This window comes from Primorskyibacter marinus (assembly GCF_003313245.1).
Lineage (GTDB): Bacteria > Pseudomonadota > Alphaproteobacteria > Rhodobacterales > Rhodobacteraceae > Primorskyibacter > Primorskyibacter marinus.
This window is the reverse complement of the sequence record NZ_QJSD01000002.1, coordinates 264,629-284,949: the sequence shown is the minus strand read 5'-3', so window position 1 is coordinate 284,949 and position 20,321 is coordinate 264,629. Positions and strand designations below refer to the sequence as shown.

Annotated in this window: 20 protein-coding genes; 11 read left to right on the top strand and 9 right to left on the bottom strand. The window is 60.8% G+C overall.

What is annotated here, in order from left to right; translation table 11 throughout:
• Positions 1 to 4: 4 nt before the first annotated feature.
• The 4 genes from DMZ65_RS05255 to gpmI all read right to left on the bottom strand — a co-directional run bounded on the left by DMZ65_RS05255 (position 5) and on the right by gpmI (position 4,558).
• Positions 5 to 487 (bottom strand): RNA pyrophosphohydrolase, encoded by a 483-nt coding sequence (locus DMZ65_RS05255; protein ID WP_116597859.1) that lies wholly within the window; start codon positions 485 to 487, stop codon positions 5 to 7.
• A 61-nt stretch (positions 488 to 548) separates the two neighbouring features.
• The gene (locus DMZ65_RS05250) at positions 549 to 1,898 is read right to left on the bottom strand and encodes a S41 family peptidase (protein WP_116597858.1); all 1,350 of its coding nucleotides are present in this window, start codon (positions 1,896 to 1,898) and stop codon (positions 549 to 551) included.
• Between the two features lie 3 nt (positions 1,899 to 1,901).
• The gene (locus DMZ65_RS05245; protein ID WP_116597857.1) at positions 1,902 to 3,026 is read right to left on the bottom strand and encodes a murein hydrolase activator EnvC family protein; all 1,125 of its coding nucleotides are present in this window, start codon (positions 3,024 to 3,026) and stop codon (positions 1,902 to 1,904) included.
• Positions 3,023 to 4,558 carry a 2,3-bisphosphoglycerate-independent phosphoglycerate mutase gene (gpmI, locus tag DMZ65_RS05240; RefSeq protein ID WP_116597856.1) on the bottom strand — a complete coding sequence of 512 codons (1,536 nt, stop codon included), beginning with the start codon at positions 4,556 to 4,558 and terminating at the stop codon, positions 3,023 to 3,025. Before gpmI ends, DMZ65_RS05245 begins: the two co-directional genes overlap by 4 nt.
• Positions 4,559 to 4,748: 190 nt before the next feature.
• On the opposite strand from gpmI, the gene DMZ65_RS05235 reads away from it, so the two are divergent.
• From DMZ65_RS05235 to DMZ65_RS05225, 3 genes are read left to right on the top strand one after another with little or no spacing between them, the layout of a single operon-like run.
• On the top strand, positions 4,749 to 5,429 hold the full coding sequence (locus DMZ65_RS05235; protein ID WP_116597855.1) for a phosphatidylserine decarboxylase: 681 nt from the start codon (positions 4,749 to 4,751) through the stop codon (positions 5,427 to 5,429).
• Positions 5,430 to 5,432: 3 nt separating this feature from the next.
• Positions 5,433 to 6,185: a CDP-diacylglycerol--serine O-phosphatidyltransferase gene (gene pssA, locus DMZ65_RS05230; RefSeq protein WP_116597854.1), complete on the top strand. Its 753-nt coding sequence runs from the start codon at positions 5,433 to 5,435 to the stop codon at positions 6,183 to 6,185.
• A 5-nt stretch (positions 6,186 to 6,190) separates the two neighbouring features.
• On the top strand, positions 6,191 to 6,811 hold the full coding sequence (locus DMZ65_RS05225) for a class I SAM-dependent methyltransferase (RefSeq protein ID WP_116597853.1): 621 nt from the start codon (positions 6,191 to 6,193) through the stop codon (positions 6,809 to 6,811).
• Between the two features lie 124 nt (positions 6,812 to 6,935).
• Here the strand turns inward: DMZ65_RS05225 and DMZ65_RS05220 are convergent, their stop codons facing one another.
• Both DMZ65_RS05220 and DMZ65_RS05215 read right to left on the bottom strand, forming a co-directional pair.
• Entirely contained in the window at positions 6,936 to 7,598 is a 663-nt protein-coding gene (locus tag DMZ65_RS05220) for a YiaD family glycine zipper/OmpA-like lipoprotein (protein WP_116597852.1), read from the bottom strand.
• A gap of 140 nt (positions 7,599 to 7,738) precedes the next feature.
• Entirely contained in the window at positions 7,739 to 8,590 is an 852-nt protein-coding gene (locus DMZ65_RS05215) for a methylated-DNA--[protein]-cysteine S-methyltransferase (protein ID WP_116598134.1), read from the bottom strand.
• A 96-nt stretch (positions 8,591 to 8,686) separates the two neighbouring features.
• Here DMZ65_RS05215 and nth point away from each other — a divergent pair, with 96 nt between their 5' ends.
• The 3 genes from nth (at position 8,687) to DMZ65_RS05200 (ending at position 11,718) form a co-directional block, all read left to right on the top strand.
• Entirely contained in the window at positions 8,687 to 9,331 is a 645-nt protein-coding gene (gene nth / locus DMZ65_RS05210; RefSeq protein WP_116597851.1) for an endonuclease III, read from the top strand.
• Entirely contained in the window at positions 9,328 to 10,317 is a 990-nt protein-coding gene (locus DMZ65_RS05205) for an adenosine kinase (RefSeq protein WP_116597850.1), read from the top strand. Before nth ends, DMZ65_RS05205 begins: the two co-directional genes overlap by 4 nt.
• Before the next feature lie 171 nt (positions 10,318 to 10,488).
• Positions 10,489 to 11,718 carry a S8 family peptidase gene (locus DMZ65_RS05200; protein ID WP_116597849.1) on the top strand — a complete coding sequence of 410 codons (1,230 nt, stop codon included), beginning with the start codon at positions 10,489 to 10,491 and terminating at the stop codon, positions 11,716 to 11,718.
• Positions 11,719 to 11,757: 39 nt separating this feature from the next.
• Here the strand turns inward: DMZ65_RS05200 and DMZ65_RS05195 are convergent, their stop codons facing one another.
• Positions 11,758 to 12,576 (bottom strand): sulfotransferase family protein, encoded by an 819-nt coding sequence (locus DMZ65_RS05195; protein WP_116597848.1) that lies wholly within the window; start codon positions 12,574 to 12,576, stop codon positions 11,758 to 11,760.
• 141 nt (positions 12,577 to 12,717) lie between these two features.
• Between DMZ65_RS05195 and DMZ65_RS05190 the strand changes: the two genes are divergently transcribed.
• The 3 genes from DMZ65_RS05190 (at position 12,718) to DMZ65_RS05180 (ending at position 15,561) form a co-directional block, all read left to right on the top strand.
• The gene (locus DMZ65_RS05190) at positions 12,718 to 14,295 is read left to right on the top strand and encodes a DUF5928 domain-containing protein (protein WP_116597847.1); all 1,578 of its coding nucleotides are present in this window, start codon (positions 12,718 to 12,720) and stop codon (positions 14,293 to 14,295) included.
• A gap of 21 nt (positions 14,296 to 14,316) precedes the next feature.
• Positions 14,317 to 14,694, top strand: a complete 378-nt coding sequence (locus tag DMZ65_RS05185; RefSeq protein ID WP_116597846.1) for an HIT domain-containing protein — start codon at positions 14,317 to 14,319, stop codon at positions 14,692 to 14,694.
• A gap of 84 nt (positions 14,695 to 14,778) precedes the next feature.
• Positions 14,779 to 15,561 carry an ion transporter gene (locus tag DMZ65_RS05180; RefSeq protein WP_116597845.1) on the top strand — a complete coding sequence of 261 codons (783 nt, stop codon included), beginning with the start codon at positions 14,779 to 14,781 and terminating at the stop codon, positions 15,559 to 15,561.
• Here the strand turns inward: DMZ65_RS05180 and DMZ65_RS05175 are convergent.
• Positions 15,558 to 16,490 carry an ABC transporter ATP-binding protein gene (locus DMZ65_RS05175; protein ID WP_116597844.1) on the bottom strand — a complete coding sequence of 311 codons (933 nt, stop codon included), beginning with the start codon at positions 16,488 to 16,490 and terminating at the stop codon, positions 15,558 to 15,560. The two genes, DMZ65_RS05180 and DMZ65_RS05175, sit on opposite strands and share 4 nt — an antisense overlap.
• 76 nt (positions 16,491 to 16,566) lie before the next feature.
• Between DMZ65_RS05175 and DMZ65_RS05170 the strand changes: the two genes are divergently transcribed.
• Positions 16,567 to 16,746 carry a zinc-finger domain-containing protein gene (locus tag DMZ65_RS05170; RefSeq protein WP_084350663.1) on the top strand — a complete coding sequence of 60 codons (180 nt, stop codon included), beginning with the start codon at positions 16,567 to 16,569 and terminating at the stop codon, positions 16,744 to 16,746.
• A 132-nt stretch (positions 16,747 to 16,878) separates the two neighbouring features.
• Positions 16,879 to 19,677: a DNA polymerase I gene (gene polA, locus DMZ65_RS05165; RefSeq protein WP_116598133.1), complete on the top strand. Its 2,799-nt coding sequence runs from the start codon at positions 16,879 to 16,881 to the stop codon at positions 19,675 to 19,677.
• 9 nt (positions 19,678 to 19,686) lie between these two features.
• Here the strand turns inward: polA and DMZ65_RS05160 are convergent, their stop codons facing one another.
• Positions 19,687 to 20,280: a DUF1285 domain-containing protein gene (locus tag DMZ65_RS05160; protein ID WP_116598132.1), complete on the bottom strand. Its 594-nt coding sequence runs from the start codon at positions 20,278 to 20,280 to the stop codon at positions 19,687 to 19,689.
• Between the last annotated feature and the right edge of the window lie 41 nt (positions 20,281 to 20,321).

Below are 20,321 nucleotides of genomic sequence, written 5' to 3'. Positions count from 1 at the left end.
CAGTTCAAAGACGCCCTTCGAAATCGGCCAGCACGCGGGCATAGACCTCGCGCTTGAAGGGAACGATATTTTCGACCAGCTCTGACGTGGGCAGCCAGCGCCATTCGGAAAACTCCGGATGGTCGGTGGCAATATTGACCTGCTCGTCCGTGCCATGAAAGCGCAGCAGGAACCATTTCTGCTTCTGTCCGCGAAACCGGCCTTTCCAGATACGCGGGACAAGATCATGCGGCAGATCATAGGGCAGCCAGGTTTTGGATTCCGCCTCGACCGTCACCAGATCGGCAGGCACGCCCGTCTCTTCCCATAACTCGCGCAGGGCGGCGTCGCGGGGCGCTTCGCCCTTGTCCACACCGCCTTGGGGCATCTGCCAGGCGGGGGCGTCGTTATCAATGCGTTGCCCGACAAAAACGTGACCCGCCGCATTGATCAGCATGACGCCGACGCAGGGGCGGTAAGGCAGTTTGGCAATATCTTCGGGGGTCATGTCCCGTCTCTCCGTCTGGCGAGGCCCGGTAAAGATGTGCTTCACCGGGCCTGTCCGGGGATCAATCCTTGGGGCCAAGGGCTGACAGGCCTTTGAGAATGTCGATGGCATATGCCAGTTGGTAGTCATCCTCGCGCCGCTTGGCCGCCGCTTCTGCCTTGGCGCGCTCTTCCTCGATCTGGCGGATCTCATCCTCGGTCAGGCTGTCATTATCCAGACTCCCGCGCAGGTCCGCTTCGGAACGGAGCAACTGGTTCGCGCCCTCTTCTTCTTCGGTCTCTTCATTCGGCGTGCGGCGGGGTTGTTCAACAACAATGTCCGGGGACACGCCCAGCGCCTGAATCGACCGGCCCGACGGCGTGTAATAGCGCGCCGTGGTCAGACGCATCGCGCCATCGCCGCGCAACGGCATGACCGTCTGGACAGAACCTTTGCCAAAGCTCTTTGTGCCCACAACGATGGCACGGCGGTGATCCTGAAGCGCGCCGGCCACGATTTCAGAGGCAGAAGCAGATCCGCCATTGATCAGCACCACAAGCGGCTTGCCCTGCGACAGGTCGCCCTCGACATAGCTTTCGGCGTTGTAGCGATCACCATCCACCAGATCACGGCCACGGGTCGAGACGATCTCGCCCTGTTCAAGAAATGCGTCCGACACCTTGATCGCCTGTGTCAGCAACCCGCCGGGGTTGTTGCGCAGGTCAAGAACGATGCCGTTCACCTTGTCCATGCCGCCTGCGGCTTTGACCTGTTCGGCCAGTCCTTCTTGCAGATTGGGGAAGGTCTGGTCGTTGAAGGTGGTCACGCGCAGCACGACGGTTTCGCCCTCAAGGCGCGTGCGCACAGCCGTCAACTTGATCGTGTCGCGGATGATCGAGACATCGAAGGGTTCCGGGCTGTCTTCGCGCACCACGGTGACGATGATCTCGGACCCGACGGGACCGCGCATCAGGTCCACGGCCTGATCCAGCGTCAGACCAAGCACCGACTCGCCATCGACATGGGTGATGAAGTCGCCCGATTCCATCCCGGCCTCGTCAGCGGGGGTGCCATCGATTGGCGAGACCACCTTGACGAAGCCTTCTTCCTGCGTGACCTCGATCCCGAGCCCGCCAAATTCGCCACGGGTCTGCACCCGCATGGCGTCAGCATCATCGGGCGACAGATAGCTGGAATGCGGATCAAGCGAGGTCAGCATGCCGTTGATCGCGGCCTCGATCAGGTCGCCCTCGTCTACTTCCTCGACATATTGCGCGCGGATCCTCTCGAAGATGTCGCCGAAAAGATCGAGCTGTTCATAGACATTGCCCGATTTGTTCTGCTCTTGCGCCAGCAGCGGCCCAACGAACTGCGTCGTCGCGACGATGCCTGCCAGCGTGCCGCCCAATGCGGCCATCACAAACTTCTTCATGCGTCATCCCTTGTCGGTTGAAAACCACGTCAGGGGGTCGACGGGATCGTCTCCCTCTCTGACTTCCATATAGAGCGTTTCTGTCCATTGGGCGCCACCCCCCTCACCTGACTGTGACAGCCCCTCATCTGCCGCCGGCATCTCTCCCCCCATCAGGCCGACGGGGCTGCCGGCGGGCAGAACCTGCCCGGCGCGGCCGTAAACCTGATCCAGCCCTGCCAGAACGAACAGCAAATCGGCCTGCGGTTCAAGGATTGTGACCAACCCGTAATCCAGAAGCGGCCCGACATAGCGGATCGTTGCCGCTGTCGGCGTGGTGACAAGCGCACGGGGCTGGGTGCCCACGACGATGCCGGGGCGTTCGACGCCCGCCGCGTCTTCTTCTCCAGCTCCGCGCAGGATCTTGCCGGGCACTGGCAGCTCCAGATAGCCTTTGCGGTCCGAAATCGCGGTCAGGCTGCCCGGCTCTTCGTCCTGCGTAATTTCGTCCAGCCCGGCGGCAAACTCGTTCAGCGTATCGGTTCCGGCAATCAGGATCGCGGTGCGCACCGGATCTTCGGTGAAGCGACGCGGCAGGTCCGTGCGGCTGTCTATGGCCTGGCTCAACTCGGTCCGCGCCAGTTGCACGCCTTGCAGCCCTTCGGTCAGGCGCTGCTCTGCCTCTTGTTGCAATTGCCGCAGGTCGGACACTTCTTTCAGGTCTTCCTTCAGCGCGGTTGCACGCGCGGCAAGCGCCGGGGTGACATCGGCCAAAAGCATCCCCGCCCGCGCGGTTCCGGTCGGCCCGGACGGATGCAGGGCAAGCACCGGCGCGTCGGAATTGCCGATGGTCATCAGTGCGCCCAGAAGATCGGAAATCTCGGCCTCTCGTTCCGCCAGATCGGCGCGCAGGTCCATTTCGCGCAGCGACACCCGCCGCAATCCCACGCGCATGGCCGAAAGCCCGTCCTCATAGGCACGCACCGTCGTGGTCAACGCCTTGACACGGTCGCGCGCGCTGTCGGCATCGTCCAACTGCTCTGACGCCTGCTCCAGCGCCTTTGACGCCGCGCGGGCCGCAACTGCGGGATCGTCCTGCGCAAGCGCGGGTGCCGCCAGAAAGACCAGGAACAGTGCAATGTATTTCATCGCCGGATCAGGCTTTCCCCGGTCATTTCGGCAGGCTTGTCCAGCCCCATCAGTTCCAGCAGCGTCGGGGCGAGATCCGCCAACCGACCGTTGCGAAGTGTGGCACCTTCCGGCCCGCCGACCAGCAGCACAGGCACGGGATTGGTGGTGTGCGCCGTATGCGGCCCGCCGGTTTCAGGGTCCACCATGGTTTCGCAATTGCCGTGATCGGCGGTGACGATCATCGCGCCGCCCGCTTTGTTCAACGCTTCGACAACGCGGCCAAGGCCTTCGTCCACCGCGGCACACGCCTTCATCGCGGCTTGCAGATCGCCGGTATGTCCGACCATATCGGGATTGGCATAGTTGGTCACGATCAGATCGTAGCCCTGCTTGATCGCCTCCACAAACTTGTCCGTCACCTCGACCGAGGACATTTCGGGCTGCAAGTCATATGTCGCCACCTTGGGCGAGGACGGCATGAACCGATCCTCGTGTTCCTCGGGCTTTTCGCGGCCGCCGTTGAGGAAAAAGGTCACATGCGGGTATTTTTCGGTCTCTGCGAGCCGGAATTGGGTCTTGCCGTGCTGTGACACCCATTCGCCCAGCGTGTTGACGATCACCCGTTTTGGATAGGCCGTCTGCATATAGGCATTATGCGCGTCGGAATATTCCACCATGCCCAGCATCCGGGCGAATGCAGGCTTTGCGCGCCGGTCGAACCCGTCGAAATCGGGTGCCCCGATTGAGGCCAGAATTTCGCGCGCACGATCGGCGCGGAAGTTCAGGCAGAAAAACCCATCGCCTTCGGCCATGCCGGCATAATCGCCGATCACCGTCGCAGGGATGAATTCGTCATTCTTGCCATTGGCGTAGGATTGCACCACGGCCGTGACGGGATCGGCCGCTGCGGCCGCGCCGTTGCCCTCGATCATCGCCGCATAGGCGGTCTGCACCCGGTCCCAGCGGTTGTCGCGATCCATCGCGTAATACCGCCCGATGACCGTTGCAATCGTGATGGGTGCGCCCGAGCGTCCTGCCGCCCAACCCACCAGTTCCTGGACAAAGCCTTTTGCCGAATCCGGGGCCACGTCGCGCCCATCGGTGATGGCGTGCAGATAAACCGGCACGCCCGCATCCGCGATCATCGCCATGGCGGCCTTGATATGGCTGATATGGCCATGCACACCGCCATCCGACACGACGCCCATCAGATGCGCCGCGCCGCCGGTATCTTTCAGCTTTGCGATAAAGGCGTTGATCGCTTCATTGCTGAAAAACGACCCATCCTCGATGGCAAGGTCGATCTGGCCCAGATCCATCGCCACAACACGCCCCGCGCCGATATTGGTATGGCCAACTTCGGAATTGCCCATCTGACCGGTCGGCAGGCCGACATCCGGTCCATGCGTGACAAGCTGTGCATGCGGGCAGGTCTGCGCAAGATGGTCCATTGTCGGGGTGTCGGCCAAGGCAGGCGCATTCGCCTCTTGCCGGTCGGACAGGCCCCAGCCGTCGAGAATACACAGAACAACGGGTTTGGGATGTCTCATCAAGGGCGTCTCCGTGTTTCTTCTATCGGCTGTCTACCCCAACGCTCGAATGAAGCGAAGCGGGTTTTGAGGTAAATCCGCCGGGTCAATGCGCCGTTTTCCACCCACAGGGCGTTACATCCCCTTCAAACTTGCGCGCAAGGCGACTAGGCATAGGCAAGTCATTCTTACCGGATCAGGACACCCGCCCATGAAGATGCTGGATACTTTCATCAAACCGATGCATCCGGAGGGACGCAAATTCGTTGCGATCTTCGCCGCGATCACCCTGGTGCTGTTCTTCGTCTGGGAGGTTCTGGGCTGGATCGGCGTTGGTGCCACGGTGTGGTGCTACTATTTCTTCCGCGACCCCGAACGCGTCACGCCGAAACGCAAAGGCGTTCTGGTCAGCCCCGCAGATGGCGTCATCTCGCTGATCGAACCCGCCATCCCGCCAAAAGAGCTGGGGATGGGCGAGCGTGCCCTGACCCGCGTCAGCGTTTTCATGAACGTGTTCAACTGCCATGTGAACCGCGCGCCCATTGCGGGCACGGTGTCACAGGTGGCGTATCGTCCGGGCAAGTTCCTCAACGCCTCGCTCGACAAGGCCAGCGTTGACAATGAGCGCAACAGCCTGCGGATCGACATGGCGGATGGGCGGTCCATCGCCGTGGTGCAGATTGCCGGGCTGGTGGCGCGCCGGATCGTGTGCTGGACAAATCCCGGCACGACCCTGGCCACGGGCGAACGGTTCGGCCTGATCCGCTTCGGCTCGCGGCTGGATGTGTACCTGCCCGATGGTGTGGCACCCATGGTCAGCATAGGTCAGACGATGGTGGCAGGAGAGACCGTCATCGCTGACCTGTCCGATGTTCCCGCACGGGCTGGCTGAGCAATGTCGTCACAGACAAAGCCACCCCGCAAGGATTTCGCGCTGATCCATCTGCTGCCCAACATGCTGACCATCGGGTCGATCTGCGCGGGCCTGACAGCCATCCGGGCCGGCACCCAGGGCGATTTCCTGACCGCGGTCCTGCTGATTTTTGCCGCCTGTGTTCTTGACGGGCTGGATGGCCGACTGGCCCGCGCGCTGAAAGTCGACAGCAAGATGGGGGCGGAGCTGGATTCGCTGGCCGATTTCCTGAATTTCGGCGTCGCCCCGCCATTGCTGCTGTATTTCTGGGCATTGCAGGACACGCGCAGCGCGGGCTGGCTTTCCGTCCTGATCTACACTGTCTGCTGCGTCGTCCGCCTTGCCCGGTTCAATGTCAGTACGAAATCCACAGAGCCAACGATCAGCCGGGCCTATTTTGTCGGCGTCCCGTCACCCGCAGGCGCAATGCTGGTGATGCTGCCGATGTACCTGTCCTTTGCTTTCACCGACCGGCCACTGGTGCCGGATGCGCTGATCTCTCTTTACATGGTGGCGATCGGTCTTTTGATGATTAGCCGCATCCCGACCTGGTCGTTCAAGACCACGCGTGTGTCGCGTGAAAACGTCAAATATTTCCTTGTCGCAGTGGCTTTTGTCGGCGCTGCGGTGCTGACTTATGCATGGATCGCCTTGATCGTACTGTGTCTGGCTTATATCGGAACGGTAGCCTGGGCACTTCTGGTGCATCGTCGGAAACGCATTCGCAAAGGGTAGACTTGATGGACATCAAGGCGGTCGAAAGTTCCTATGCCCGCTGGGCACCGATTTACGACAACACCTTCGGCGCGATCACCAAAGCCGGACGACGACGCGCCGTGACCTATATCAGCGCGCAGGGCGGCAAGGTTCTGGAGGTCGGCGTCGGCACCGGACTGTCGCTGGAGCATTACAGCGATCAAACCCGAGTCACCGGCATCGACTTTTCCAAGGAGATGCTGCGCAAGGCCCGCGCCAAGGTGGCGCTGATGCGGTTGCGCCACGTCGAATCGCTGCGCCAGATGGATGCGCGCGCCCTCGACTTTCCGGACAACTCTTTTGACATCGTGGCGGCGATGCATGTGCTGTCGGTCGTGCCAGATCCTGAAAAGGTCATGTCCGAGATCGCCCGCGTCTGCCGCCCCGGAGGCAAGGTTGTCATCACCAACCATTTCGCGCGCAGCAAGGGCGTGATGGGGGCGGTCGCCAGCCTCGCCTCGCCCTTTGCCAACCTGCTGGGCTGGCACTCGGATTTCGAGATCGAGACAGTGCTGCAAGAACCCGAGTTGGAGATCGAGGAGCAACGCGCATTGCCACCGCTTGGCGTGATGACGTTTCTGGTGCTGACCAAAAAAGCCGACTGATCTACTTGCGCCAAGGGCAAACCATTCGCGGGGCGTTTGCTTTTTGCGCCCTACTGCAAAGCAAACGCCCCGCAAGTGACTTGCGGGGCGTTTGGAAGATTGCAGCCTGAGCGGCAGATTTGGATCAGGCCGCGTTCGGCAGGATCACAATTTCCACCCGGCGGTTCTGCTGACGGCCCTGTGGCGTCAGGTTCGACGCGATCGGCTGATCCTCGCCGCGGCCGAAGGACTGAATGCGACCGGAAGAGACACCATTGGAAATCAGAATGCCCGAAACCGCCTGCGCACGGCGCGACGACAGCCCTTGGTTATAGGAGGCTTCGCCCGTGTTGTCCGTGTGGCCGATGACCTGAATGCTGGTGTTCGGGTAGGATTGCAGGTTGTTGGCCAGCGCGCGCAGATCGCCTTGCAGGTCAGGCCGGACTGCGGTGCTGTCGGTGGCGAACAGGATATCCTGCGGCAGCGTCACGATCAGACGGTCGCCGGTGTTCACGATATCGACATTGTTGCCCATCGACTGGCGAAGTGCTGCTTCCTGCTTGTCCAGTCGGTTGCCGATCAGGCCGCCAATCGCAGCACCGGCAGCAGCGCCTGCAACGGTGTTCTTGACGCGGTCATCATTGTTGCCGCCGATAACACGGCCTGCAACGGCACCACCCAAGGCACCCAACAACGCGCCTTGTTTTGCCTGGCGGTTGGGATCGTTCTGATAATCAGCAGTGGTGCAGGCGGTCAGGGCCATAAGGCCGGCGGTCGCCAGAATGGTGGGGCGGAAAGTTAAGCTCATGTCTTATTGCCTCGTCTGAATTGCGCGCGTGTCTGCGCGTCCGTTTTGCGTTGAGCATTATAGGGAATGTTCTATCTCTGCCCAACCATACAACAAGAGGAAATCGGCAATGTTCCGCGCATCGTGAACAAATCGCGCGCTCAGGCGTCCGCGCGGGCCCCCTCATAGGCGAGAATTGCACGCTTTACCGGAAGCCCCCAGTGATAACCGCCAAGCCCGCCAGATTTGCGCAACGCACGGTGACAGGGAATAAGCAGGCTGATCGGGTTGCGCCCCACCGCCGTACCCACCGCCCGGACGGCCTTGGGGTGGCCCACGGCCTGCGCGATTTCGGAATAGGTGGTAACGTGGCCCGACGGGATTCGCAACAATGCCTCCCAAACCTTGATCTGAAACGGCGCGCCGATCAGGTAAAGCGGCGTCGGCTTGGCTGGCGCGTCCCCTGCACCGAAGGCTGACTGCGCCCAGGGACGCAAACGCTCTGCATCCTCGACGAAGGAGGCCCTCGGCCAGCGCGCGGTCAGATCCTCCATCGCCGCAGCCTGACCGGATTCGGCGGCAAAGGCGATGCCGCAGATACCCTTGTCCGTGCCCATGACCAGCGCGGGACCAAAGGGGCTTTCATACCAGCCCCAATAGATCACCAGCCCGGCACCGCCGCGCGCAAATTCACCCGGACTCATCGCCTCCCACCGCAGGAAGAGGTCATGCAAGCGCCCGCCCCCTGACAGCCCTGTGGAATGCGCGGCCTCCAGCGTGGTGAACCGGTCGCGCAGCAGGGTCTTCGCGTGGCCCAACGTCAGATATTGCTGGTAACGCTTGGGCGAAACACCCACCCATCGCGAAAACAGACGCTGGAAATGCGCGGGACTCATATCCATCGCGGCGGCGAGATCTTCCAGTGACAACGGGTCTTTGGCAGCGTCGATCAGGTCAATCGCCCGGCGCATGACGTGGAAATGATAGCCCCCTTCGGCAAAATCCTCTGGCATGTCGCGTCCTTTCGTTTTGACCATCCTACCGCGCGGGCGCATCGTCCCGCGACCCGAATATTGCGCAAGTTGGCAAAGCGGTGCATACGGCCTGCCATGGCAAAGCAGCTAGATTATCATACGATCCGCGAGATCTTTACCCGCTTCCAGACGGCGGAACCCGAACCAAAGGGCGAGCTGGATCATGTCAACGCCTATACGCTGGTCGTGGCGGTGGCCCTGTCTGCGCAGGCGACGGATGCGGGCGTGAACAAGGCAACGGCCAAATTGTTCCAGATCGCCGACACGCCCGAAAAGATGCTGGCGCTTGGCGAGGAAGCCGTGACCGAGCATATCAAGACCATCGGCCTGTATCGCAACAAGGCCCGGAATGTCATCAAGCTAAGCCGTATCCTTGTCGAGGAGTACGGTGGCCAGGTGCCCTGTTCGCGGGCGGCGCTGGAATCGCTGCCCGGCGTGGGCCGCAAGACCGCCAATGTGGTGCTGAACATGTGGTGGCATTACCCGGCGCAGGCCGTGGACACGCATATCTTTCGCTTCGGCAACCGTTCGGGCGTCTGTCTGGGCAAGGATGTCGTCGCGGTCGAGCGCGCCATAGAAGACCATATTCCCGTGGATTTCCAGCAGCATGCGCATCACTGGATGATCCTGCACGGACGCTATACCTGCGTCGCGCGCAAACCGAAATGCAATGCCTGCCTGATCCGTGATCTGTGCGAGTACGAGGACAAGACCCCATGAAGAAATATCAGGTTGTCGGGATCGGCAACGCCGTCGTCGATGTCATCACCCAATGCGATGACAGCTTTCTGGAACAGATGGGCATCGACAAGGGCATCATGCAGCTGATCGAGACAGAGCGCGCGCAACTGCTGTATGCCTCGATGAAGGACCGGGTGCAGGCACCCGGCGGATCGGTGGCCAATACGCTGGCGGGGCTGGGCAGTCTTGGCCTGCGCACCGGGTTCATCGGGCGCGTGCATGACGACGCGCTCGGGCGGTTCTATGCGCAGGCGATGACCGATGATGGCACGGATTTCGTGAATGCCCCGGTTCCGGGCGGCGAATTGCCAACCTCGCGCAGCATGATTTTTGTCACGCCCGATGGCGAGCGGTCGATGAACACCTATCTGGGCATCTCGGCAGAGCTTGGCCCCGGTGACGTGCCCGAAGACGTTGCCTCGGATGCGGAAATCGTCTTTCTCGAAGGGTATCTCTTTGACAAGGACAAGGGCAAAGAGGCGTTCATCCGTCTTGCCCGGACCTGCCGCGCGGCGGGGGGCAAGGCCGGCATCTCGATCTCTGACCCGTTCTGCGTTGAACGCCACCGCGACGATTTCCTGAATCTGATCGAGAATGAGATGGATTTCGTCATTGGCAACGAGGCCGAGATCCGCTCGTTGTTTCAGAACAACGATCTGGATGCCGATCTGGCGCGCGTTTCGGCCATCTGTCCGCTTGTGGTCTGCACACGGTCCGGAGACGGCGTGACGATCATCCGCGACGGCGCGCGCACCGATGTTCCCGTCGACAGGGTCGTGCCCGTGGATGCAACCGGCGCGGGCGATCAGTTTGCCGCCGGGTTCCTTTACGGATTGGCCACGGGCGCTGACATGGCCACCGCCGGGCGCATGGGCTGTGTCGCTGCGGGCGAAGTGATCAGCCATATGGGCGCACGACCAGAGGCAAACCTGTTGCAATTGTTCCGTCGCAGCAACCTGACCTGAGCCTATTCAGCCCCGGTCAGCACCGGGGATTCACCGGATTTCACGTCGAATCTGCGCGAGGGCTTTGCGCGACTCAACCTTTGAGTGTATACTGGCGGCATTTAAAGACGCTGTCCCGCGCGGGACAGAATGAATTTATCGCTGTTATTTTTGCATCAAAGGACTTGTCTCATGGCCCAGTATATTCTTCTACGCGACGAAAACGCTTCTGCCCTTTCTCATTTGCGCGGCGGCACCTTCAGCGGACCGACCGCTGGTATCTCCGGCACCGAAGGGATGTTTCGCGCGCCGCCTTCGCCGATGATCGAAACTGTCGATCTGTCGGCCAATGACATGCGCGATGCCGCGCGTGATCCTTCAATCCTGAGCATGGCCCGGTCCATGCCGACGCGGTTGATCGAACCGGAACCGCTGGAAAATGTCAGCGACGCAGATGCTGTGCCTGCCTGGGGGATCACCAGCGTCGGGGCGGACAACTCGCCCTTTGATGGCCGCGGCGTGCGCGTGGCGGTGCTGGATACCGGGATTGACGCTGCCCACCCGGCATTTGCAGGCGTCACCCTGACGCAAAAGGACTTTTCAGGCTCTGGCGATCACGATGCCAACGGCCACGGCACACATTGCGCCGGCACGATCTTTGGCCGCGCCGTGGACGGCACCCGGATCGGCGTGGCACCCGGCGTCACCGATGCCTTGATCGGCAAGGTGCTGGACGATAACGGAAGCGGATCGTCCGAGATGCTGTTCAACGCGATGCGCTGGGTGTCGGGACAGGAAAAACCCGCGCGGGTGATTTCCATGTCGCTTGGTTTCGACTTTCCGGGCTTCGCCGAAAGGCTGGTTCAGCAAAACAATCTTCCGGTGCTGCTGGCCACCTCTGTCGCGCTTGAAGGCTACCGGATGAACCTGCGAATGTTCGACGCGCTGATGTCGATGATCCGTCGGCAGGCCGATTTCAATGGCGGCACGGTCGTTGTGGCCGCCGCCGGGAATGAAAGCCGCCGCCAGATCTCGCCCGATTTCGAAGTGTCGGTCAGTGTTCCTGCCGCCGCAGAGGGCGTGGTTTCGGTGGGGGCCTTGGGGCAAAGCGGCAGCGGACTGACCGTGGCACCGTTTTCCAACACCAATCCGGTGGTCAGCGCACCGGGGGTCGGCATCGTTTCAGCCCGGTCAGGCGGGGGTTTGCGGTCCCTCAACGGCACATCCATGGCAACGCCGCATGTTGCGGGGATCACCGCGCTTTGGTGGCAGGCATTGGCGCAGTCAGGCGTGCCGCTGACCGCCCGCGCAGTGGACTCGCGACTGCTGGCCACTGCCGTGACGTCCGGCTTTGCGCCGGGTACGGATTTGATGGACCGGGGGCAAGGGCTGGTTCAGGCACCGTCGGCAGCGATGAACTAGCGCATCAGGGCCGCGAAGCGCCTTGTGTGGTTTCGCGGCCTAATCGCCCAGCTTGGCGTGGACCTCGTCCAGATCAATCTCGCCGGTTGGCAGCTTGTTGGCGGGGTTGTCAAAGTCGTATTTGAACAATTGGAAATCGCGCTTGTAGATTTCATAGACCAGATGCATCGACAGGTCGTCGAAATAGTCTTCGACCGGATGCGCGCGCTTGGGGCCATGGCCTTCGGATTCGTTGAACCTTGGGATCGCGGCCAGATCCACGGCATGGGGCAACTCCACCGCATCCAGCACCGCCTGCATGCCTTCGTCGAATTTCTCGGTCCAGAAGATCCGGTCGTAACGCCCGCCATTGACGATGAACGTGCTGATATGTCCGGACATGGCAGACCAGTGGATGTCAGGCTCCATCGGTTTTCGCCACCGGATGGAATCGCGGGCAAACAGCAAAAAACGGCGGAAGCTCTTGATCTGGTCGAACTCCTCCTTGCCGTCGTCGCCACCAACCTCAATCCCGTATTTCTGGGTCAGCATGGGCACAAAGTTGCCCCGGTAGCGGCGGCCATTGCGCTGAATCCCGCAAATCTTGTCAAAGAATGACGACAGGATGCGCGTGTAGGGGTTGCGCACGCAGGTAAAGGCGAAGGAACCGTGCGCCCGGACATTGGCCTCGATCAGATCCTGACTGTCCTCACGCGCCCATTTGTGCAGGCCCTGGGTGGCGTCGTGAATGTCCCCGTCAAAAAACGCGCCGTGATCCGAATAATAGAGGATCTGACCAATGGTCGAGCAGGCGCATTTCGGGACAACCCGATACACCATGCTTTCGCTCTCGGTCATCCAAACGCCCGGAAAACCCATACCTACCGCCCCCTACCGCGCGCCGCCCGTGTGTTCGGACGCTTCTTTGCGACAAAAAAGCAAAGAAATCCGGTTTATTCAACGTCCGTTCACCTCTAGTAACATAAACAATGGCCAAAGATGGGTAAGATGGTTCTCTGAATGGCAAGAATTGCCTTCATATTGTTGTGTCACAAAGATCCTGACGCCATCATCCGGCAGGCACAAAGCCTGACCGCCGCAGGCGATTACATGGCGATCCATTTCGACGCACGCGCCACGCCGGAAGCGTACCGGCAGATCCGTGCGGCGCTGGATGACAACCCGAATGTCACATTCGCCCGGAAACGCGTGAAATGCGGTTGGGGGGAATGGTCTTTGGTGCGGGCGACACTGAACGCCGTCAGCGCCGCGGTCGAGGCGTTTCCGCGCGCCACGCATTTCTACATGCTGTCAGGCGATTGCATGGCCATCAAGTCTGCGGAATACGCGCATGAATTCCTGGATCGTCACGAAGTCGATTATATCGAAAGCTATGACTATTTTCAGTCCGACTGGATCAAGACCGGCTGGAAGGAAGAACGGCTGATCTATCGCCACTGGTTCAACGAACGTACGCAGAAGCGAAGATTCTACACCATGTTCGCTTTGCAGAAGCGGTTGGGGCTGAAACGCAGGATTCCGCATGACATCGACGTTATGATCGGCAGCCAGTGGTGGTGCCTGCGCCGCCGGACGGTGGAAATGATCCTCGGCTTCATCTCCGAACGACGTGACGTGACGCGGTTCTTTTCGACCACCTGGATCCCGGACGAGACTTTCTTTCAGACGCTCGTGCGCCATCTGGTGCCGGAAACCGAGATCAACAACCGGTCGCTGACATTTCTGATGTTTTCGGATTATGGCATGCCGGTGACGTTCTACAACGATCACTATGATCTTCTTCTGGGGCAGGACTTTCTGTTCGCCCGCAAGATCAGTACCGAAGCGACAGAGCTGAAACGCAGGCTTGGCGCGCTTTATGCGTCCAAGGGCACAGAATTCGCGATTTCCAACGAAGGTCAGTCGCTTTTCAGGTTTCTGACGGGGCGCGGGCGGATCGGGCGACGTTTTGCCCCGCGCTTTTGGGAAAAGGAAGCAAGCTTTGGGCGCGAGCGGGAACTTCTGATCGTCGTGTGCAAGAAATGGCACGTCGCCAAACGTCTGCTGGAGCGCATCCGCCAAACGACGAACATTCCCGTGATCGAATACCTGTTCAACGAAGAGGGGGCCTGGCTGCCCGAACTTGGCAATATTCAGACGTCGCTTGGCAAACGACACCGTCATAGACGGTCGCTGATGCGGATGCTGTTCGATTATTTTGATACGGACCGCCTGATCGTTTGCATCGATCCGGCCAATATCGACCTTCTCGAAGACTTCTGCCGCGATCGGTCTGTCACACGCTTGCTGGATGTCGAATGCCAGTTCAGTGACGACTATCTGATCGGCCATGCCGCGCGCGTCGGGTTGGCCGGCGATCACACGCCAACAGAGACACTAAACGCCATCCTGCCCACCATCCGACTGGATATCGAACACGAATCCGACCGCATCCGCGATGCGGGCTTCGCCAACCTTGGCCGCATGCGGGAAACGGATGCGCCCAGGACGAATGCCCGCGTGCTGGCGGAATTCCTGTCTTTGCCGCAGGATAAGGCGATGGAGATTGCACAGACAGAACACCTGTTTGCCGATTGAACCAACGACCAAGGACACAACATGCCCTACATCTATGACGACCAGAATATCTTTGCGAAAATCCTGCGCGGCGAGATCCCCAATACAACAGTGCTGGAGACCGAACATACGCTGGCCTTTCGGGATCTTTATCCGCAGGCACCCGTGCATGTGCTGGTGATCCCGAAGGGCGCGTATGTCTGTTACGATCATTTCGCGCGCGATGCCTCGGATGCCGAGATTGTCGATTTCAACCGCACGATCGGACGTATTGTCGAAATGGAAAGCCTTCAGGACGGCGGATACCGCACGATCTCGAACGCCGGGCAGGCCGGGGTTCAGGAAGTGCCGCATCTGCATGTCCACATTCTCGGCGGACGGCCGCTGGGCCGGATGCTGGCACCCGCCGACGGCACCTGAACGGCATCTTGTGCGGGCCATCCTGTGCCCCCATATGGGCCAAACGCATGATCGGCGACACGGAAACGACGGAGCAGCAGACTTATGACCATACGCGCGCGCGTTGGGATAATGATTGATCGCACCTCGGTGCAGAATTTCATCCTTGGGGTGATCCTGTTCAACGCGGTCATTCTGGGGCTTGAGACGTCAGCGCCGGTCATGGCTCGCTTTGGCGGGCTGATTCACGCGCTGGATCAGATCTGCCTGTCGATTTTCGTGATCGAAATCGCGATGAAGCTGTTTGCCCGCGGCCCGGCCTTTTTCCGCAATGGCTGGAATGTCTTCGATTTCACCATCGTCGGCATCTCATTGATCCCGGCCGCGCAAGGCCTGTCCGTTCTGCGCGCGCTGCGGATCCTGCGGCTGCTGCGCGTCCTGTCGGTCACACCGTCGCTGCGCCGTGTCGTCGAAGGGTTGATGAGCGCCCTGCCCGGCATGGGGTCGGTCTTTCTGCTGACCGGATTGATCTTCTATATCGGCGCGGTCATGGCGACCAAGCTGTTCGGGGCGATCTTCCCCGAATGGTTCGGCACATTGGCGAAATCGGCCTATTCGCTGTTTCAGATCATGACGCTGGAATCCTGGTCGATGGGCATCGTGCGCCCGGTGATGGAGGTTTACCCCTACGCCTGGGCCTTTTTCGTGCCGTTCATTCTGGTGACGACCTTCACCGTGGTGAACCTTGTCGTCGGCCTGATCGTGAACTCGATGCAGGACGCCCATCAAGCCGAAAATGACGAGCGGACCGACAGCTATCGCGACGAGGTGCTGACCCGGCTGCTTGAAATCGAGACGCTGCTGAAGGACTCTCGCGAGCGCCGTTAACGGCTGCGCGTCAGTTCCAGAAACACATCCTCCAGATCCGCCTGTTCGGTGCGCACATCGCGAATGCGGATGCCTGCATCCCGCACCGCCTGCAACACGTCATCGGCCGCGATCTGCCCAGACCGGTAATTCAGCGCCAGCGTCCCGTCCTCACGGCGCTGCACTTCGACGCCGGGTGCCTGCGGCAGCCCTGCCGCATCACCGTCGGGCTGGATGATCATCGTGCGCGCGTCCAGATGGTTGAGCAGATTGTCGGTGCTGTCACGGGCCACGACCTCGCCCTTGTTGATGATGGCGATCTCGTCACACATCTCTTCGGCTTCTTCGAGGTAATGCGTGGTCAGGATAATCGTCATGCCGCGCTCGCGGTTCAGGCGGCGGACATTGTTCCACAACATCTGGCGCAACTCGATATCGACGCCTGCGGTGGGTTCGTCCAGCACCAGCACTTGCGGCTCATGCACCAGCGCCTTGCCCAGCAACAGCCTGCGCCGCATCCCGCCGGACAGGGTGCGGGCATAAGCCTCGGCCTTGTCCTCCAGCCCGATCATCTTCAGGATTTCGTCAGAGCGCCGCTGCGATTTCGGCACGCCGTAAAGCCCGGCCTGAACCTCCAGCGCGCCGCGCGGGGTAAAAAACGGATCAAGGTTCAGCTCTTGCGGCATCACACCGATGGCCGCCCGCGACTGGCGCGGATTGCGGTCCTGATCAAAGCCCCAGATCGTCACCTTGCCCGCCGTTTTGATGACCAGCCCGGCCATGATGTTGATCAGTGTGGACTTGCCCGCGCCGTTCGGCCCCAGCAATCCGAACACCGATCCGGCGGGTATGGTCAGGTCAACGCCTTTCAGCGCCTCTTTGGCAGGGGTACGCCCCGTACCGCCATAGGTTTTGCGCAGGCCTTCAATGCGGATCGCGTCTTGTGTCATTGCTCGGTCTTGCTCCTCTACCCGCAATCGCCCATAACGCACCTAGTGCATCGCCAGCGAAAAGGGAACGCAGCACATGACAACGCAAGCCCCGGAAATCAAGATCGTCGACACCTTTCGCGTCGCCTGTGACGGTGGTGGTGCTGCAACCGGGCATCCGCGTGTCTGGCTTCAGATCCCGCATGAGACCGGCTTTGTCGAATGCCCCTATTGCGACGCAAAATACGTCCACAAGGATTTCGAAGACAAGGTCTAGGCCGTTTCGGTCCGGCGCAGCAGCCGTGACCGGGCATCGCAAGGGCCGTCACGGCACGTTTCGGATGTCGGGCCGTGTCCGGCCAGACTGGCAGAATTCGATGCCCGTAGAAAATGAATGGGAGAGCGCGACATGGCATTCGGCAAGGGCTGTCATCTGCATCTGATCGACGGATCGGCCTTCATCTTTCGGGCGTATCATGCGCTGCCGCCGCTGACGCGGAAATCGGACGGATTGCCGATCGGCGCAGTATCGGGCTTTTGCAACATGTTGCAAAAGTATGTCGAAGGCAACGCAGGCGGCGATGTCACCCATATCGCGGTGATCTTCGACAAGGGCAGTCACACGTTCCGCAACGACATGTACGACCAGTACAAGGCCAACCGCGAGGCGATGCCCGAAGACCTGCGCCCGCAAATCCCGCTTACCCGGCAAGCGACCGAGGCGTTCAACATCGCCTGTAAAGAGCTGGAAGGGTTCGAGGCCGACGACATGATCGCGACCCTTGCCTGTCAAGCGCGCGAAGCAGGCGGCCGGGTGACGATCATCAGTTCGGACAAGGATCTGATGCAGCTGGTCGGCGACGGCGTCGAGATGCTGGATGCGATGAAGAACAAGCGCATTGACCGCGATGGCGTGTTCGAGAAATTCGGCGTCTGGCCGGATCGCGTGGTGGATGTGCAGGCGCTGGCCGGGGATTCCGTTGATAACGTGCCGGGCGCGCCGGGGATCGGGATCAAGACAGCCGCCTTGCTGATCAACGAATACGGCACGCTGGAGGATTTGCTGGACCGCGCCGAGGAGATCAAGCAACCCAAGCGGCGGCAGACCTTGCTGGACAACCGCGCGCAGATCGAACTGTCCAAGAAGCTGGTGCAACTGGACTGCGAAACGCCGCTGGATTTCACGCTCGACGATCTGGAGGTCAAGGAACCCGACCCCGAGACCCTGTTAAGCTTCCTGACGGAGATGGAATTCCGCACCCTGACCAAGCGCATTGCCGACGCATTGGATGTCGAACCGCCGGTCATCCCCGACACGTCCCCCGAGGGTGCCAACCCGCCCGAGAACGCCGCCGAAGCGCCGCCATTCGACTCCTCCACCTATGAATGCGTGCGCGACATGGCCGCGCTGGCCCGTTGGATCGAAAAGGCGCGGACGCATGGCTGGGTCGCGGTAGATACCGAAACCACCGGCCTGAACGAGATGCGCGTTGATCTGGTGGGCATCTCGCTTTGTGTTGAGGCAGGTGAGGCCTGCTATATTCCGCTGATCCACAAGGACGCTGGCGGCGGTGATCTGTTTGGCTCTGACGCGCTGGCCGAGGGGCAGATGGGCGTCAACGAGGTGCTGGATGCGCTGCGCCCCCTGCTGGAAGATTCGGCGGTGATGAAAATCGGCCAGAACATGAAATACGACGCCAAGATCCTTGCGCGTCACGGCGTGAAGATCGCACCGATCGACGACACGATGCTGATGTCCTACGCGATGAATGCGGGCCTGCACGGGCATGGCATGGACACGCTGTCGGAACGCTACCTCAACCACGCGCCGATCCCGATCAAGACATTGCTGGGCACCGGCAAAAGCCAGAAAACCTTTGATCTTGTGCCGATTGACGAGGCCACAAAATACGCCGCCGAAGATGCCGACATCACGCTGCGCCTGTGGCAGATCTTCAAGCCGCAATTGCACAAGGCGCGCGTGACGCGGGTGTATGAACGGATGGAGCGGCCCCTGGTGCCGGTGCTGGCAGAGATGGAGATGGCGGGTATCAAGGTTGCCCGCGACACACTCAGCCGCATGTCCAACGCGTTCAGCCAGAAGATGGCCGGGCTGGAGGCCGAAATCCACGAGCTTTCGGGCGAGACATTCAATGTCGGCAGCCCCAAGCAACTGGGCGAGATCCTGTTCGACAAGATGGGACTGGAGGGCGGCAAGAAGGGCAAGACCGGGGCCTATGCCACCGGTGCCGACGTGCTGGAGGATCTGGCGACAGAGCATGAATTGCCGCGCCGGGTGCTGGACTGGCGGCAGTTGTCGAAGCTGAAATCGACCTACACAGATGCGTTGCAGGAACATATCAATGCCGAAACCGGGCGCGTGCATACATCCTATGTGATCTCGGGTGCGGCGACCGGACGGCTCGCCTCGACCGATCCCAACCTGCAAAACATCCCCGTGCGCAGCGAGGAAGGCCGTCGCATCCGCGAAGCCTTTGTCGCCGAAGAGGGCAAGGTAATGGTCAGCCTCGATTACAGCCAGATCGAACTGCGCATTCTGGCCCATATGGCGGGTATCGACGCGCTGAAACAGGCGTTCCGCGACGGGCAGGACATTCACGCCATGACCGCGTCTGAAATGTTCAACGTCCCGATGGACGAAATGACACCGGAGGTGCGCCGTCAGGCCAAGGCGATCAACTTTGGCGTGATCTACGGCATTTCCGGCTTTGGTCTCGCGCGCAATCTGCGCATCCCGCGGGCCGAGGCGCAGGGTTTTATTGACCGCTATTTCGAACGCTTCCCCGGCATCCGCACTTATATGGATCAGACCATCGCCTTTGCCCGCGAACATGACCGGGTAGAGACGATGTTCGGCCGCGTGATCCATACGCCCGAGATCAACGCCAAAGGCCCGCGCGCGGGTTTTGCCAAACGCGCTGCGATCAACGCGCCGATCCAGGGCACTGCCGCCGACATCATCCGCCGCGCGATGATCCGCATGCCGGACGCGATTGCCGATCTGCCCGCAAAAATGCTGTTACAGGTCCATGACGAATTGCTGTTCGAGGTCGACAAGGACGCCGCCGAACCGCTGATTGATGCGGCCCGCAAGGTGATGGAGGGTGCAGCCGACCCGGTCGTGCATCTGGACGTTCCACTGGTGGTCGATGCGGGACAAGGTGCAAGCTGGGCTGAAGCGCATTAAGCTGCGCCGTCAGCCGGGCAGATCCGCCGACGGTATGACCCGAAAGAACGTGTCGCCGGACCAGAGGCCGAACCAGCTTTGGCCGTCGACGTCGTGATGCGCGCCGATATCCACCAACCGGTAAAAGCTTTTGCGGTCGATCAGCGCCTCCAGCCCGGCGCGGATCATCACATAGGGCGACGGTTCGCCTGTTTCGGCATCCCGAACCACGCGAATCGGATGTTCTGCTCCGGCCTGCGCAAAATCGCCGACATTCGTCTCGAATGTCAGGGTTTGCGCCTCGCCCTGCCCCTCGACGGTGAAGTCCACCGCCACGAACGGCGCGTCATCGACGGTAATCCCGACCTTTTCGACCGGCGTGACAAGAAAATAATCGTCGCCGTCCCGGCGCAGAATGGTCGAGAACAAACGCACCAGTTCCTTCCGGCCAATCGGTGTGCCAAGGTAAAACCACGTCCCGTCCCGCGCGATGCGCATGTCCAGATCGCCGCAAAACGGCGGGTTCCACAGGTGTACGGGTGGCAGGCCTTTGCCCTTTTTCGCGGCCTTTGCTGCGCTGGCCAATGTCTCTGCCGTCGGTGTCACGATATTTTGTCCGCTCATTGCTTTTGCCATTTCCGTGCTGCGAGATACACTCATGGCAT

Excerpts from the sequence above, each read along its gene's own strand:
- polA (WP_116598133.1), top strand. The coding sequence starts at position 16,879 with ATGGCATTCGGCAAGGGCTGTCATCTGCATCTGATCGACGGATCGGCC.
- DMZ65_RS05160 (WP_116598132.1), bottom strand. The coding sequence starts at position 20,280 with ATGAGCGGACAAAATATCGTGACACCGACGGCAGAGACATTGGCCAGC.
- nth (WP_116597851.1), top strand. The coding sequence starts at position 8,687 with ATGGCAAAGCAGCTAGATTATCATACGATCCGCGAGATCTTTACCCGC.
- DMZ65_RS05195 (WP_116597848.1), bottom strand. The coding sequence starts at position 12,576 with ATGGGTTTTCCGGGCGTTTGGATGACCGAGAGCGAAAGCATGGTGTAT.
- DMZ65_RS05235 (WP_116597855.1), top strand. The coding sequence starts at position 4,749 with ATGAAGATGCTGGATACTTTCATCAAACCGATGCATCCGGAGGGACGC.
- DMZ65_RS05170 (WP_084350663.1), top strand. The coding sequence starts at position 16,567 with ATGACAACGCAAGCCCCGGAAATCAAGATCGTCGACACCTTTCGCGTC.
- DMZ65_RS05180 (WP_116597845.1), top strand. The coding sequence starts at position 14,779 with ATGACCATACGCGCGCGCGTTGGGATAATGATTGATCGCACCTCGGTG.
- DMZ65_RS05220 (WP_116597852.1), bottom strand. The coding sequence starts at position 7,598 with ATGAGCTTAACTTTCCGCCCCACCATTCTGGCGACCGCCGGCCTTATG.
- DMZ65_RS05200 (WP_116597849.1), top strand. The coding sequence starts at position 10,489 with ATGGCCCAGTATATTCTTCTACGCGACGAAAACGCTTCTGCCCTTTCT.
- DMZ65_RS05215 (WP_116598134.1), bottom strand. The coding sequence starts at position 8,590 with ATGCCAGAGGATTTTGCCGAAGGGGGCTATCATTTCCACGTCATGCGC.
- DMZ65_RS05245 (WP_116597857.1), bottom strand. The coding sequence starts at position 3,026 with ATGAAATACATTGCACTGTTCCTGGTCTTTCTGGCGGCACCCGCGCTT.
- DMZ65_RS05250 (WP_116597858.1), bottom strand. The coding sequence starts at position 1,898 with ATGAAGAAGTTTGTGATGGCCGCATTGGGCGGCACGCTGGCAGGCATC.
- DMZ65_RS05185 (WP_116597846.1), top strand. The coding sequence starts at position 14,317 with ATGCCCTACATCTATGACGACCAGAATATCTTTGCGAAAATCCTGCGC.
- DMZ65_RS05225 (WP_116597853.1), top strand. The coding sequence starts at position 6,191 with ATGGACATCAAGGCGGTCGAAAGTTCCTATGCCCGCTGGGCACCGATT.
- pssA (WP_116597854.1), top strand. The coding sequence starts at position 5,433 with ATGTCGTCACAGACAAAGCCACCCCGCAAGGATTTCGCGCTGATCCAT.
- DMZ65_RS05255 (WP_116597859.1), bottom strand. The coding sequence starts at position 487 with ATGACCCCCGAAGATATTGCCAAACTGCCTTACCGCCCCTGCGTCGGC.
- gpmI (WP_116597856.1), bottom strand. The coding sequence starts at position 4,558 with ATGAGACATCCCAAACCCGTTGTTCTGTGTATTCTCGACGGCTGGGGC.
- DMZ65_RS05190 (WP_116597847.1), top strand. The coding sequence starts at position 12,718 with ATGGCAAGAATTGCCTTCATATTGTTGTGTCACAAAGATCCTGACGCC.
- DMZ65_RS05205 (WP_116597850.1), top strand. The coding sequence starts at position 9,328 with ATGAAGAAATATCAGGTTGTCGGGATCGGCAACGCCGTCGTCGATGTC.
- DMZ65_RS05175 (WP_116597844.1), bottom strand. The coding sequence starts at position 16,490 with ATGACACAAGACGCGATCCGCATTGAAGGCCTGCGCAAAACCTATGGC.